Consider the following 14253-nt stretch of genomic DNA (forward strand, 5'->3'; position numbering starts at 1 on the left):
CGTACGGTGGAGGGCAGTCCGAGATTCAGAACGTGGAAGGCGTTGACCAGATGGTGGAGATCAAGACCCCCGAGCAGATCGCGAAGATGCGGGCGGCCGGGCTGGTCGTCGCCGAGGCCCTGAAGGCCGCCCGCGCGGCGGTCGCCCCGGGGGTGACCACCGGCGAGCTGAACGACATCGCGGACGCGGTCATCACCAAGCACGGCGCCACCTCCAACTTCCGCGCCGACCACGGCGGCCTGTGGTTCCCGGGGGTGATCTGCGCCTCGGTCAACGAGGAGGTCGTGCACGGCATCCCCGGCGACAAGGTGCTGAAGGAGGGCGACCTGATCTCGATCGACTGCGGCGCGATCCTGGACGGCTGGCACGGCGACGCGGCGATCACCGTCGCGGTCGGGGAGACCGCCGCCGAGAACGTGATGCTGTCGAAGGTCACCGAGGGCTCGATGTGGGCCGGCATCGCCCAGATGAAGAAGGGCAACCGGCTGGTCGACGTCTCCCGGGCGATCGAAGGCTTCATCCGCCGCCAGCCGCTGCCGCCGAAGGGCAAGTGGGGCATCACCGAGGGCTACGGCGGCCACGGCATCGGCACCGCGATGCACATGGAACCGCACGTGCTGAACTACGTGGCCGGCCGCGGCAAGGGCATGAAGCTGGTCCCGGGCACCGTGCTGGCGATCGAGCCGATGGTCTCGCTCGGCACCCCGCACACCGAGGTGCTGGAGGACGACTGGACGGTGGTCACCACCGACGGCACCTGGGCCTCGCACTGGGAGCACTCGGTGGCGATCACCGAGCAGGGCCCGCTGGTGCTGACCGCCTTCGACGGCGGGAAGGCCGAACTGGCGAAGCTCGGCGTCACCGCCGCGCCCGACCCGCTGGGCTGAGCGCCCGCCGGGTCGGCCCGGCTGAGGGACTTCTCTCACTGCGGAGGGATCGGGGCCTGGGGGTTTGGACCTTCGGGCCTCTTGTCCTATTTTCATCAGCTGATACCCGCAGCTACCCCAGGGAGAGAACGTGCTCAAGGGCTTCCGCGACTTCATGATGCGCGGCAACGTCATCGACATGGCCGTCGGTGTGGTGATCGGTGCCGCCTTCACCGGAGTCGTCACCGGCTTCGTGACCGCCTTCCTCACCCCGGTGCTCGGCGTGGTGGTCGGCGCCGCGGGCGACTTCAGTGCCTACACGTTCACGGTGGCGGACGTCACCTTCCCGTACGGCCAGTTCCTGAACGTGCTGATCGCGTTCGTGCTGACCGCCGCGGTGCTGTACTTCTGCGTGGTGCTGCCGGTCTCCAAGGCCACCGCCCGCTACCTGCCGAAGAAGCCGGCCACCCCGAAGCGCCCCTGCCCGGAGTGCCTGACCGAGATCCCGCAGGCCGCCCGCCGCTGCTCGGCCTGCACCGCCGTGGTGGAGCCGGCGGCCCCGGTCATGGTGAAGGCCCAGGGCTGATTTCGCTCCGGCACGGTGCTTGGTTTACGATGGTGCGTCGGCTCTCTCGTAGCGTGTTCCCGCACGCCCTCAGCCCAGGGGAAACCCCGGGGAGAGGTGAAGCCTGGTTCGCACGAGCGTTCCGCATACGGTAGCCGGACCCCGAAGGGTGGATCTCGCAGTTCATGGCTAAGAAGCAAGGCGCCATTGAGATCGAGGGCACCGTGATCGAGTCTCTTCCGAACGCGATGTTCAAGGTCGAGCTGCAGAACGGTCACAAGGTCCTCGCACACATCAGCGGCAAGATGCGCATGCACTACATCCGCATCCTCCCGGATGACCGGGTCGTGGTGGAGCTCAGCCCCTACGACCTGACCCGCGGCCGGATCGTCTACCGCTACAAGTAACAACCGCCAGATCTAGACCCCGGAGAACCTGAATCATGAAGGTCAAGCCGAGCGTCAAGAAGATCTGCGACAAGTGCAAGGTGATCCGCCGCCACGGCCGGGTCATGGTGATCTGCGACAACCTGCGCCACAAGCAGCGCCAGGGCTGATCCACCGCATTTCTCGTAGTACCTTCGCGCGACGCGCACCAACGTCATAAGCGGGCCGCCCGATCCGTCCGGCAGGACGGACTGCCACCCCCGGTCAGAGGCCGGGGCTCCCTGTCGAGAGACAGCGAGTAGGCGGCGCGTCAGACCTCTGAGAAGAACCACAGGAGCCTTGAATGGCACGCCTTTCCGGCGTTGATCTCCCCCGCGAGAAGCGGATCGAGATCGCCCTCACCTACGTCTACGGCATCGGCAAGACCCGCGCCCAGCAGGCGCTCGCCGAGACCGGCGTGAGCGGTGACATCCGCGTCCGTGACATCACCGAGGACGACCTCGTCAAGCTGCAGAAGTTCGTCGACGCGAACTTCGAGGTCGAGGGTGACCTCCGCCGCCAGGTCGCCGCCGACATCCGCCGCAAGGTCGAGATCGGCTGCTACGAGGGCCTGCGCCACCGTCGCGGTCTGCCCGTCCGCGGCCAGCGCACCCACACCAACGCGCGTACCCGCAAGGGCCCGCGTCGCGCGATCGCCGGCAAGAAGAAGCCGGGCAAGAAGTAGTCCGTCCCGTCACCGGACATCCCTCCGGCCCGCGGGTCAGCGGACCGACCACCTCAGTAGGAGAACAGACTTATGCCCCCCAAGGGTCGTCAGGCTGCCGGCGCGAAGAAGATCCGCCGCAAGGAGAAGAAGAACGTCGCCCACGGGCACGCTCACATCAAGAGCACGTTCAACAACACGATCGTCTCGATCACCGACCCCGCGGGCAACGTGATCTCCTGGGCCTCGGCCGGCCACGTCGGTTTCAAGGGCTCGCGCAAGTCCACCCCGTTCGCCGCGCAGATGGCCGCCGAGGCCGCTGCCCGTCGCGCGCAGGAGCACGGCATGCGCAAGGTCGACGTCTTCGTCAAGGGTCCGGGCTCCGGCCGTGAGACCGCGATCCGCTCGCTCCAGGCCACCGGCCTCGAGGTCGGCTCGATCCAGGACGTCACCCCCACCCCGCACAACGGCTGCCGTCCGCCGAAGCGCCGCCGCGTCTGACGCGGAGCCTGGGTTCACCAGGCGTCCGGTGTTTTAAACCTGGTACGGGCTCCCGCTGCGTTTGATTTCAACACAGCTCGCGGGAGCCCGTACGCTTGAGTTCTGTCGGCATCAAATAGTGGGTGCCGAAGACAACTGGAGGAACCAGAACATGCTGATCGCTCAGCGTCCTTCGCTGACCGAAGAGGTCGTCGACGAGTTCCGCTCGCGGTTCGTGATCGAGCCGCTGGAGCCGGGCTTCGGCTACACCCTCGGCAACTCGCTCCGCCGCACGCTCCTCTCCTCGATCCCCGGTGCCGCCGTCACCAGCATCCGGATCGACGGCGTCCTGCACGAGTTCACCACCGTGCCGGGCGTCAAGGAGGACGTCACCGACCTCATCCTGAACATCAAGCAGCTGGTCGTCTCCTCGGAGCACGACGAGCCGGTCGTGATGTACCTGCGCAAGCAGGGCCCGGGTGTGGTCACCGCCGCCGACATCGCGCCGCCGGCCGGTGTCGAGGTGCACAACCCCGAGCTGGTCCTCGCCACCCTGAACGGCAAGGGCAAGCTGGAGATGGAGCTGACCGTCGAGCGCGGTCGCGGCTACGTCTCCGCCGTCCAGAACAAGGCCTCCGGCCAGGAGATCGGCCGCATCCCGGTCGACTCGATCTACAGCCCCGTGCTGAAGGTCACCTACAAGGTCGAGGCGACCCGTGTCGAGCAGCGCACCGACTTCGACAAGCTGATCGTCGACGTCGAGACCAAGCCCGCGATGCGCCCGCGCGACGCGATGGCCTCGGCCGGCAAGACCCTGGTCGAGCTGTTCGGCCTGGCCCGCGAGCTGAACGTCGACGCCGAGGGCATCGACATGGGCCCGTCCCCGACGGACGCCGCCCTGGCCGCCGACCTGGCGCTGCCGATCGAGGAGCTGGAGCTCACGGTCCGCTCCTACAACTGCCTCAAGCGCGAGGGCATCCACACCGTGGGTGAGCTCGTCGCCCGCTCGGAGGCCGACCTGCTCGACATCCGCAACTTCGGTGCGAAGTCGATCGACGAGGTCAAGGCGAAGCTGGCCGGCATGGGCCTGGCCCTCAAGGACAGCCCGCCCGGGTTCGACCCGACCGCCGCCGCCGACGCCTTTGGCGCCGACGACCTGGACGACCAGGGTTACGCGGAGACCGAGCAGTACTGAGGTTCTGAAGTTTCGACAGCGGGGGCGGTTCCCGGTGAACCGCCCCCGGTGGCGTGAGAAGTCGTGCGGACGCGGTGTCCGTACGCCCGCTGCGGTACCTGGTACGGCCGCAGTCGGAGATTCAAGGAGCTAAGTCATGCCCCGTCCCACCAAGGGTGCCCGCCTCGGCGGCGGTCCGTCCCACGAGCCGCTGCTGCTGGCCGGCCTGGCCCGCGAGCTGTTCCAGTACGGCCGCATCACCACCACCGAGGCCAAGGCCCGTCGCCTGCGCCCGCTGGCGGAGAAGCTGATCACCAAGGCGAAGAAGGGCGACATCCACAACCGTCGCCTGGTGCGCAAGACCATCACCGACGTGTCGGTGCTGCACACCCTCTTCACCGAGATCGCCCCGCGGTTCGAGAACCGCCCCGGCGGTTACACCCGCATCACCAAGATCGGCGGCCGCCGCGGCGACAACGCGCCGATGGCCGTGATCGAGCTGGTCGAGGGCGAGATCGCCACCAAGGCGACCGTCGCCGAGGCCGAGGCCGCCGCCAAGCGCGCCGTCAAGGAGGCCGACCAGGCCGCCGAGGCGAAGGCCGCCGAGGAGACCAAGGCCGACGAGGCCGCCGAGACCACCGAGGCCTGAGCCTCCCGGTAGGTCTTCGTCCGGGCCCGCCCTCCCGTTCGCCGGGGGAGCGGGCCCGTTCGCATCCCAGGTCATCTCAGCTACGGCACAGGGGAGTTGGAGTGGTGAACGACTGCGCGGAGCTGCCGCCGGTGAAGGACGGCCCGGCGGACGGGCACGTCCGGATCAGGCTCGACCTCGCCTACCACGGGGCGGAGTTCTCCGGCTGGGCCCGGCAGCGCGAACGGCGCACCGTGCAGGGCGAGTTGGAGGACGCGCTGCGGATCGTGCTGCGCAGCGCGGAGACCTTCCCGCTGACGGTCGCCGGCCGGACCGACGCCGGGGTGCACGCCCGCGGCCAGGTCGCGCACGTGGACCTGCCGGTGGAGCTGTGGGCCCTGCACGGCGAGAAGCTGCTGCGCCGGCTGGCCGGGCGGCTGCCCGCCGACGTCCGGGTGTACCGGGTCGCCGAGGCGCCGCACGGCTTCGACGCCCGGTTCGCGGCGATCTGGCGGCGCTACGCGTACCGGGTGGCCGACCACCCGGGCGGGGTGGACCCGCTGGTGCGCGGCCACGTGCTCTGGCACGACCGGCCGCTGGACCTGGCGAAGATGAACGAGGCGGCCCGGCTGCTGGTCGGGGAGCACGACTTCGCCGCGTACTGCAAGAAGCGCGAGGGTGCGACCACCATCCGCACCCTGCTGGAGCTGCACTGGGACCGGGTGCCGATCGACCCGTACGCGGCCCAGGAGGGCTCGCTGGCGGTGGCCACCGTGCGGGCGGACGCGTTCTGCCACAACATGGTGCGCGCGCTGGTCGGGGCGATGCTGCTGGTCGGCGACGGGCACCGGCCGGTGGAGTTCCCGGGCGAGGTGCTGGCGGGCGGGGTGCGGAACTCGGCCGTCAACGTGATCCGGCCGCACGGGCTGACGCTGGAGGAGGTCGGCTACCCGGCGGACGACCAACTGGCCGAGCGGAACCGGGTCTCGCGCCGGCTGCGGACGCTGGGGGAGCCGGCCGCCGGGTAATCCGTTTTGTCGCGGGGTGGGGGCTTGGCACAATCCGTAGGCATGGGACACGTCGAGATTTCGCACCTGGAGTACTACCTGCCGGACGGGCGGGTGCTGTTCGACGACGCGTCCTTCCGGGTCGGCGAGGGCGCGGCCGTGGCGCTGGTCGGCGCGAACGGCGCCGGCAAGACCACGCTGCTGCGGATGATCGCGGGCGACACCCAGCCGCACGGCGGCTCGGTGACGGTGAGCGGCGGGCTCGGCGTGATGCGCCAGTTCGTCGGCACCACCGGCCGGGAGAGCGCCGAGGACGCGCCGGGCGCGCTGCCCGCCGACGCCTCGGTCCGGGACCTGCTGGTCTCGGTGGCGCCGAAGCGGATCGCCGACGCGGCCCGCCGGGTGGACGCCGCCGAGCTGGCGATGATCGCCCAGGACGACGAGAAGTCGCAGATGGCGTACGCCCAGGCGCTCGCCGACTGGTCGGACGCCGGCGGCTACGAGTACGAGGCCGACTGGGACGTCTGCACCGTGGCGGCGCTCGGGATGCCGTTCGAGCGGGCCCAGTGGCGCGGCCTGAACACCCTCTCCGGCGGCGAGCAGAAGCGGCTGGTGCTGGAGGCGCTGCTGCGCGGCCCGGACGAGGTGCTACTGCTCGACGAGCCGGACAACTACCTGGACGTCCCGGGCAAGCGCTGGCTGGAGGAGGCCATCCGGGCCACCTCCAAGACGGTGCTGTACATCTCGCACGACCGCGAGCTGCTGTCCCGGACGGCCGACAAGATCATCGCGGTGGAGTCCGGCGCGACCGGCTCCAGCGTCTGGGTGCACGGCGGCGGCTTCGACACCTTCCACGAGGCCCGCAAGGCCCGGTTCGAGCGCTTCGAGGAGCTGCGCCGCCGCTGGGACGAGGAGCACGCCAAGCTGAAGAAGCTGGTGGTGACGCTCCGTCAGGCCGCCGCGGTCAGCCACGAGATGGCCTCCCGGTACGCCGCCGCGCAGACCAGGCTGAAGAAGTTCGAGGACGCCGGCCCGCCCGAGGCGCCGCCGCGCGAGCAGTCGATCACCATGCGGCTGAAGGGCGGCCGCACCGGCGTGCGGGCCTTCACCATGCAGGGCCTGGAGCTGTCCGGCCTGATGAAGCCCTTCGACCTGGAGGTCTTCTACGGCGAGCGGGTCGCGGTGCTCGGCTCCAACGGCTCCGGCAAGTCGCACTTCCTGCGGCTGCTGGCCGGCGACGACACGGTGCAGCACGGCGGCAGCTGGAAGCTCGGCGCCCGGGTGGTGCCCGGCCACTTCCGGCAGACCCACGCGCACCCGGAGCTGCTCGGCCGGACGATCCGCTCGATCGTCGAGGAGGAGCACGCGCTCTCCCGCGGCGCGGCGATGTCGGCGCTGCGCCGCTACGAGCTGGACCGGCAGGAGGAGCAGAAGTTCGAGTCGCTGTCCGGCGGGCAGCAGGCCCGGCTGATGATCCTCAAGCTGGAGCTGTCCGGTTCGACCGCGCTGCTGCTGGACGAGCCCACCGACAACCTGGACCTGGAGAGCGCCGAGGCGCTGCAGCAGGGCCTGGAGGCGTTCGACGGCACGGTGCTGTGCGTCACGCACGACCGCTGGTTCGCCCGGAGCTTCGACCGCTTCCTGGTGTTCGGCTCGGACGGCCGGGTCTACGAGTCCCCCGAGCCGGTCTGGGACGAGACCCGGGTGGTCCGCGACCGCTGAATCGAACGGCTCCGCGCCGGGCCGGTTTGGAATCCACCCCACCGTCCCGGTATCGTTGGCCGCTGTTGTGCGTATTGGCTGGCTCTATCTCACGTGAGACGTCGGTACGCCGGAGACGACAGGCCGAACTCCAGCGGCTGCCCGAATTGCGTCCGGGCGGATCGGCTGGAGGCCCCGGGCCTTGGTGCTCCTGTCAGGACCCACTCACTGAAAAGCGAAGGCTACGACCGTGCGTACGTACAGCCCCAAGCCCGGCGACGTCCAGCGTCAGTGGCACGTCATCGACGCGACCGACGTCGTGCTCGGCCGCCTGGCCTCCCAGGCCGCCAACCTCCTGCGGGGCAAGCACAAGGCGATCTACGCGCCGCACGTTGACACTGGTGACTTCGTCATCATCATCAACGCCGACAAGGTGCACCTCTCGGGCAACAAGAAGACCCAGAAGATGGCCTACCGCCACAGCGGCTTCCCGGGCGGCCTCCGCTCGGTCCGCTACGACGACCTGCTGGCGAACAACCCGGAGAAGGCCGTCGAGAAGGCCATCAAGGGCATGGTTCCGAAGAACAGCCTGGGCCGTCAGATGCTCTCGAAGCTGAAGGTCTACTCGGGCGACCAGCACCCGCACGCTGCGCAGCAGCCGGTGCCGTTCGAGATCACCCAGGTCGCGCAGTAATTCCGGCCACCACACACCCCAACTGACGTAGAAGAGCTGAGGAACACCGTGGCCGAGACTGCCATCGAGAGCACCCTCGAGGTCGACTTCGACGACGAGAACGTCGACGAGTACACCACCGAGACCGAGTACACCACCGAGTCGCTGGCCGGCCGCTTCGGCGAGGCCGTCCCCGGCGCCGGCCTCGGCCGCCGCAAGGAGGCGATCGCCCGCGTGCGCATCGTCCCCGGCACCGGCCAGTGGAAGATCAACGGTCGCACCCTGGAGAACTACTTCCCCAACAAGGTGCACCAGCAGACCGTGAACGAGCCCTTCAAGCTCCTGGAGCTGGACGGCCGTTACGACGTCATCGCCCGCATCGCGGGTGGCGGCGTCTCCGGTCAGGCCTACGCGCTGCGCCTCGGCGTGGCCCGCGCCCTGAACGAGGCGGACGTGGACAACAACCGCGCCGCGCTCAAGAAGGCCGGCTTCCTGACCCGTGACTCGCGCGCCGTCGAGCGCAAGAAGGCCGGTCTCAAGAAGGCCCGCAAGGCGCCGCAGTACAGCAAGCGCTAATCGCATCCCGCATGCGATCCTCGCCCCGGAGCACACTGTGCTCCGGGGCGTTGTGCCTCCCGGACCGGTGCGGAGTCCGCGGGGGCCGCACCAACCGAGCCCCTCGGGCACGACAGACGGGACGAACGCGAACATGGCACGACTCTTCGGTACGGACGGGGTGCGCGGGGTGGCCAATGTCGGCCTGACCGCGGAGTTGGCGCTCGGCCTGTCGGTGGCCGCCGCCCACGTGCTCGGCGACGCGAACGCGTTCGCGGGGCACCGGCCGGTGGCCGTGGTCGGCCGTGACCCCCGGGCGTCCGGAGAGTTCCTGGAGGCCGCGGTGATCGCCGGCCTGGCCAGCGCCGGCGTCGACGTGCTCCGGGTGGGCGTGCTGCCGACGCCCGCGGTGGCGTACCTGACCGGCGCGCTCGGCGCGGACTTCGGCGTGATGCTGTCCGCCAGCCACAACGCGATGCCCGACAACGGCATCAAGTTCCTGGCCCGCGGCGGCCACAAGCTCGACGACGCGATCGAGGACGCGATCGAGGAGCACTACCGCCGCTACGGCGTCGGCGACGAGACCTGGGAGCGCCCGACCGGCGCCGCCGTCGGCCGGGTCCGCCAGTACACCGAGGGCTTCGACCGGTACGTGGCGCACCTGGTCGCGGTGCTGCCGAACCGGCTCGACGGCATCAAGGTCGTCATCGACGGCGCGCACGGCGCGGCCGCCCGGGTCGCCCCGGAGGCGTTCGCCCGGGCCGGCGCCGAGGTGGTGTACACCCTGGGCGCCGAGCCGAACGGCCTGAACATCAACGACGGCGTCGGCTCGACCCACCTGGACAAGCTGCGCGCCGCGATGAAGGAGCACCGGGCCGACCTCGGCGTCGCCCTGGACGGCGACGCCGACCGCTGCCTGGCCGCCGACGCCGAGGGCAACGAGGTCGACGGCGACCAGATCCTGGCCATCCTGGCGGTCGCCATGAAGGAGGCCGGCACGCTGCGCCGCAACACCGCGGTCGCCACCGTGATGTCGAACCTGGGCTTCAAGCTGGCGATGGAGCGCGAGGGCGTCGAGCTGGTGCAGACCGCGGTCGGCGACCGGTACGTGCTGGAGGAGATGAAGCAGCACGGCTTCGCGCTGGGCGGCGAGCAGTCCGGGCACGTGATCCTGCTCGACCACGCCACCACCGGCGACGGCACCCTGACCGGCCTGATGCTGGGCGCCCGGCTGGCCGCGACCAAGCAGCCGCTGGCGGACCTCGCCGCGGTGATGACCCGGCTGCCGCAGGTGCTGATCAACGTCAAGGACGTGGACAAGGACCGGGTCGAGTCCTGCGTCGAACTGCGGGACGCGGTCGCCGCGGCGGAGGCCGAGCTGGGCTCCACCGGGCGGGTGCTGCTGCGCAAGTCCGGCACCGAGCCGCTGGTCCGGGTGATGGTCGAGGCGGTCGGCCAGGAGCAGGCGCTGGCGGTGTGCGAACGCCTGGCGACCGCGGTGCGGCTGCACCTGGGCTGAGGCGTGTCCGGTCGGGTGTTGCGGATTGGCAACTCCTTGACCGGGCAAGGGGGCTCGCGTGGATTCGGAAGAGTTTCCGGATAGGATCTGCGCGTTGAACAAGGGTGGCGGAGGCTCGGATGACCGATGGGCAGCAGCAGGCGATGCCGGGGGGACCGGAAAGCCAGTCACAACCGGCGGGCGGTCAGCCGCCGCACGGCTACGGGTACCCGTCACCCCCGCCCGCCGGGTACGGGTACCCGCAGCAGGTTCCGCCGCCCGCCGGAGCCCCCGGTCCGGCCGCCGTCCCCCCGCCCCACAACCCCGGGGGTTTCGGGGCGCCGCCCCCGCAGTTCCCGGCGCAGACCCCGCCCCCGAACCAGCCGCAGCCGTACCTGGGCCCGCCGGTTCAGGGCCGCTACGGCCCGGGGGCGTTCCAGAACCCTGACGAGCCGGACTGGACGGCGCTGGCGGACCAGCACGAGGTGGCGAAGCGGAAGCGCAAGCGCACGGTGCTGGGCGCGGTCGCGCTGGTGTGCGTGGCGGCGCTGGCCGGCATCGTGGCGGTGTCCATGAACGTGATCGGCAAGGACGGCAAGCCGACCAACCCGGACGCGCCGAAGGCCTCGGGCCCGGTGTCGGCCGGTCCGAGCGGCACGGCCGGAGGCTCGGCCACCCCGAGCGCCAAGCCGAGCACCCCGGAGGCGGTGCTGGGCAAGGCGAGCACCGACACCGCGCCGATGACGACGGACAACCTGTTCCAGCCGACCGTCACCGTCGAGGGCCGGGTGTACACCCGGGCGGCCGTCGAATCCTCGGACAAGTGCGGCTCGGAGACCAACAACGGCCTCGGCGCGGTGGTGGACGGGCAGAACTGCCGGGGCATCTTCCTGGCGACCTACCTGGCGGACGGCGCGGGCGTCACGGTCGGCGTGGCCGCGTTCGACAGCAAGGCGCAGTCCAGCAAGGCCAGCGACAACGCCAAGGGCAACATCAAGGTGCTGGTGAAGGACCAGGTGCCGCGGTTCTGCCCGGACGTTTCCAAGTGCGATCTCGGGCACAAGGTGTTCGGCCGGTACGCGTACTTCACCATCGCGGGCAACCGCGACCTGAGCCCGGTGTCCTCGGGATCGGCGGCCCTGCAGGCCACCGCGGACCTCCAGGCCTACGTGGTGCAGGCTCTCACCGAGCGCGGAAACGCCGCGCTGCAGAGCGCGGGCTGACGGGGGCGTGCCCAATCGTTCGCTGCTCGTCCGGCTCGGCGACCGGCGCGTGGTCCGGTGGACCGGCGGCGTCCTGGGACTCGTCGTACTGGTCGGGTTGATCGCGGCTTTCAACCAGTCGGGCGGCCCGGTGGACGACGCCCTCGTGCGGACCCACCTGGGCGGTGGGCCGGTGGCGTCCGCGAGCAGGTCCGCTCCCGCTGCCCAGCCGTCCGCGTCGCCGGCGGAGTCGGGTGCGGCAGCGCCGGGCAGCCAGGTGTCGAGGTCGTCGGTGGTGCACCCGGACGGCCTGCTGTTCGGGATCAGCACGCCGAGCGGCCCGTCCGCGGACGAGACCGCCGACGTGGCGGCCGCCGCCACCCGGACGCCCGCCGTCCAGGAGTACTTCGTCAAGTGGGACGAGGACTTCGATCCGGGTGCGGTGGACCGCTCCTACCGGCTCGGCGCGGTTCCGCTGCTGACCTGGGAGCCGTGGGCCGGCGGCGACATGACGGCGGATCAGCCCAAGTACGCGCTCCGGGCGATCGTCGACGGCCGGTTCGACGCCTACCTGACGGAGTTCGCCCACGCGGTGAAGGCCGACGGCCGGGTACTGGTGCTGCGGTTCGCCCACGAGATGAACGCCCACTGGTACCAGTGGTCGGAGACCCGGAACGGCAACCGGCCCGGCGACTACATCGCCGCCTGGCGCTACGTCCACGACCTGTTCCGCGAGCAGGGGGCCACCAACGTGGTGTGGTTCTGGTGCCCGGACAGCGTGGGCGCGGGCGTCGACGATCCGGCCGGCTTCTACCCCGGGCACGACTACGTCGACTGGATCGGCGTGGACGTCTACAGCGACGGCGACGACACCGCCGAACAGTCCCTGACGCCCAGTTACCGGGCGCTGCGGGCGATAGCGGACAAGCCGTTCTTCATCGGCGAGGTGGGGGTGCGCCCCGGGCCGGGCAAGCCGGGGTGGACGAAGGGCTTCTTCGACTGGCTGGCGGGCCACCCCGAGGTGGTCGGGTTCAGCTGGTTCCAGCACGACAAGGCGGACCGGGGGCGGGCCGACTGGCGGTTCACCACCTCGGCCGACGACCAGCGGGCGTTCGTGACCGGACTGTTGCGCCAGCGCCTGGGCGGCTGGCCCTAGCATGGGCTCCTGCCCGGCGTCGGTCGGGCACGGACGAGTGATCAGGGCAGGTATCGCGTGGCGGGTGTGGCAGTGAACAGCGCGGAGTCGGCGCGGAGCCGACGAAGTTCCCCGGCGCGCGGGAGCCGCCCGGGGGTCTGGAGCAGTTGGCTGCCGCTGCTCGCAGTGCTGCTGGTGCAGGGCGTGTTGTCCGCGCGGCTGATATGGGCGAACACCGCGTTCATCGACGAGGGGGCCTACATATTCGCCGGGTACCAGGAATACGCGCACCTGGTGCACGGCCAGAACGTCGCCACTTACGAGACGTTCTTCTCCGGGGCGCCGGTGATCTACCCAGTGCTCGTGGCGATCGCCGACATGGCGGGTTCGCTGGAGGGTGCCAGGCTGCTCAGCCTGGTGTTCATGCTCTCCGCCACGGTGGCGCTGTACCTGACCACCCGTCGGCTGTTCGATCGGATGTCCGCCTTCTTCGCGGCCGCGCTGTTCGCGTCGCTCGGCCCGACGCAGTTCCTGGGCGGCTTCGCCACCTACGACGCGATGGCGCTGGCGGTGCTGGTCTGGGCGGCGTACTTCAGCACCCGGTTCGCGTTCGGCGGCGGCCGCCCGGCGCTGGCCGCGGCGGCGGTGCTGCTGGCGCTGGCGAACCTGACCAAGTACGCCTCGCTGCTGTGGAACCCGGTCGTGGTCGCTCTGGCGGTGCTGGCGGGGCCGGGCTACGCGGTGTACCGACGGGCCCGCTGGAAGAACGGCCTGCTGCTGGTCGCGGGCTGGTGCGTGGCGGTGGCCGGTCCCGTACTGCTGGCGGGGGACCTGTACCTGCAGGGCTTCAAGAAGACCACGCTGATGCGCAAGCCCGCCCACGACACGGTGTCGTACCTCCTGGAGGAGTCGGGGGAGTGGATCGGCGCGCTGGTGCTGCTGGCGCTGATCGGTGTGGTGGTGGCGTTCGCCGGAGCACGGGGGCGGGGCCCGCAGGCCCGCGTCCAGGCCTGGCTGATGCTGGTGCTGTTCCTCGGCGGCATCGCGGCCCCGGTGAACCAGATGCGCATCCACACCTGGCTGTCGCTGCAGAAGCACGTGGACTTCGGCGCCTGGTTCGCCTGCGTCGTGGCGGGTGCGCTGCTGGCCCGGGCGGTGCGGTCGGTGGTGGAGGCCAAGTGGATGCCGGGAGAGGCCGCGACGGCACTGGTGGTGCTGCTGGCGGTGGTCCCGATGACCTGGGTCGGCGCCGGGCAGGGCAGCTACATGACGGGAGCCTGGCCGAACTCGAAGCCGATGGTGGACCTGATCCGGCCCTACGTCCAGAAGGGCACCGCGGACTACCTGGTCGAGGACTACAACGTTGCCGCGTACTACCTGAAGGACCGCAGCAACTGGTACCAGTGGCACGACCTGGTCGCCATCAACTACACCGATCCGTCGACGGGCCGGGCGCTCACCGGGGTGCCCGGGTTCAAGGCCGCGGTCAAGAACCGGAAGTACTCGCTGATCGTGCTGGACTACGCGCAGACCAGGGCCACCGACCGGGCCGTGGAGCCGGTGATCCGGGAGGCCGGGTACCGGCTGCTGGCGACCATCGAGACGTCCAACACGGCCACCCACGGCGCCTACTACGTCTACCTCTCACCCGACGTGGCGGAGATCCCCCGCTGACGTCCG

General features: G+C 70.5%; 16 protein-coding genes. All 16 read left to right on the forward strand.

The annotated features are described in order from the left end of the window. The first annotated feature begins 50 nt into the window (after positions 1–50). The 16 genes from map (at position 51) to ACIOHG_RS09765 (ending at position 14247) form a co-directional block, all read left to right on the forward strand. Positions 51–887 (forward strand): type I methionyl aminopeptidase, encoded by an 837-nt coding sequence (gene map / locus ACIOHG_RS09690; RefSeq protein WP_400947519.1) that lies wholly within the window; start codon positions 51–53, stop codon positions 885–887. 130 nt (positions 888–1017) lie between these two features. Continuing rightward, the gene (mscL, locus tag ACIOHG_RS09695) at positions 1018–1452 is read left to right on the forward strand and encodes a large conductance mechanosensitive channel protein MscL (RefSeq protein ID WP_400947522.1); all 435 of its coding nucleotides are present in this window, start codon (positions 1018–1020) and stop codon (positions 1450–1452) included. A gap of 164 nt (positions 1453–1616) precedes the next feature. Then, positions 1617–1838, forward strand: a complete 222-nt coding sequence (gene infA, locus ACIOHG_RS09700; RefSeq protein ID WP_003956442.1) for a translation initiation factor IF-1 — start codon at positions 1617–1619, stop codon at positions 1836–1838. Between the two features lie 35 nt (positions 1839–1873). Continuing rightward, entirely contained in the window at positions 1874–1987 is a 114-nt protein-coding gene (gene rpmJ, locus ACIOHG_RS09705; protein WP_003956441.1) for a 50S ribosomal protein L36, read from the forward strand. Between the two features lie 173 nt (positions 1988–2160). Beyond that, on the forward strand, positions 2161–2541 hold the full coding sequence (gene rpsM / locus ACIOHG_RS09710; protein ID WP_033213983.1) for a 30S ribosomal protein S13: 381 nt from the start codon (positions 2161–2163) through the stop codon (positions 2539–2541). Positions 2542–2613: 72 nt separating this feature from the next. Further along, positions 2614–3021, forward strand: a complete 408-nt coding sequence (rpsK, locus tag ACIOHG_RS09715) for a 30S ribosomal protein S11 (RefSeq protein WP_030232513.1) — start codon at positions 2614–2616, stop codon at positions 3019–3021. Between the two features lie 151 nt (positions 3022–3172). Next, positions 3173–4195, forward strand: a complete 1023-nt coding sequence (locus ACIOHG_RS09720; protein ID WP_030457404.1) for a DNA-directed RNA polymerase subunit alpha — start codon at positions 3173–3175, stop codon at positions 4193–4195. Between the two features lie 136 nt (positions 4196–4331). Next, positions 4332–4823: a 50S ribosomal protein L17 gene (rplQ, locus tag ACIOHG_RS09725; protein WP_400947524.1), complete on the forward strand. Its 492-nt coding sequence runs from the start codon at positions 4332–4334 to the stop codon at positions 4821–4823. Positions 4824–4924: 101 nt separating this feature from the next. Then, complete coding sequence (truA, locus tag ACIOHG_RS09730) at positions 4925–5830, forward strand: tRNA pseudouridine(38-40) synthase TruA (RefSeq protein WP_400947526.1); 906 nt, start codon at positions 4925–4927, stop codon at positions 5828–5830. Between the two features lie 42 nt (positions 5831–5872). After that, positions 5873–7531, forward strand: a complete 1659-nt coding sequence (locus ACIOHG_RS09735) for an ABC-F family ATP-binding cassette domain-containing protein (RefSeq protein WP_400947529.1) — start codon at positions 5873–5875, stop codon at positions 7529–7531. Positions 7532–7760: 229 nt separating this feature from the next. Next, a complete protein-coding gene (gene rplM / locus ACIOHG_RS09740; RefSeq protein WP_400714172.1) occupies positions 7761–8204 on the forward strand; it encodes a 50S ribosomal protein L13 in 444 nt (147 codons plus the stop codon). A 48-nt stretch (positions 8205–8252) separates the two neighbouring features. Then, the gene (gene rpsI, locus ACIOHG_RS09745) at positions 8253–8759 is read left to right on the forward strand and encodes a 30S ribosomal protein S9 (protein ID WP_030457400.1); all 507 of its coding nucleotides are present in this window, start codon (positions 8253–8255) and stop codon (positions 8757–8759) included. A gap of 133 nt (positions 8760–8892) precedes the next feature. Beyond that, positions 8893–10257, forward strand: a complete 1365-nt coding sequence (gene glmM / locus ACIOHG_RS09750) for a phosphoglucosamine mutase (protein WP_400947533.1) — start codon at positions 8893–8895, stop codon at positions 10255–10257. Between the two features lie 119 nt (positions 10258–10376). Continuing rightward, positions 10377–11459: a hypothetical protein gene (locus ACIOHG_RS09755; protein WP_400947535.1), complete on the forward strand. Its 1083-nt coding sequence runs from the start codon at positions 10377–10379 to the stop codon at positions 11457–11459. Between the two features lie 7 nt (positions 11460–11466). Then, on the forward strand, positions 11467–12594 hold the full coding sequence (locus ACIOHG_RS09760) for a glycoside hydrolase family 26 protein (RefSeq protein WP_400947537.1): 1128 nt from the start codon (positions 11467–11469) through the stop codon (positions 12592–12594). Between the two features lie 165 nt (positions 12595–12759). Then, positions 12760–14247, forward strand: a complete 1488-nt coding sequence (locus ACIOHG_RS09765; protein ID WP_400947540.1) for a glycosyltransferase family 39 protein — start codon at positions 12760–12762, stop codon at positions 14245–14247. Positions 14248–14253 lie beyond the last annotated feature (6 nt).

The organism is Kitasatospora sp. NPDC088134 (genome assembly GCF_044741705.1).
Classification (GTDB): Bacteria; Actinomycetota; Actinomycetes; order Streptomycetales; family Streptomycetaceae; genus Kitasatospora.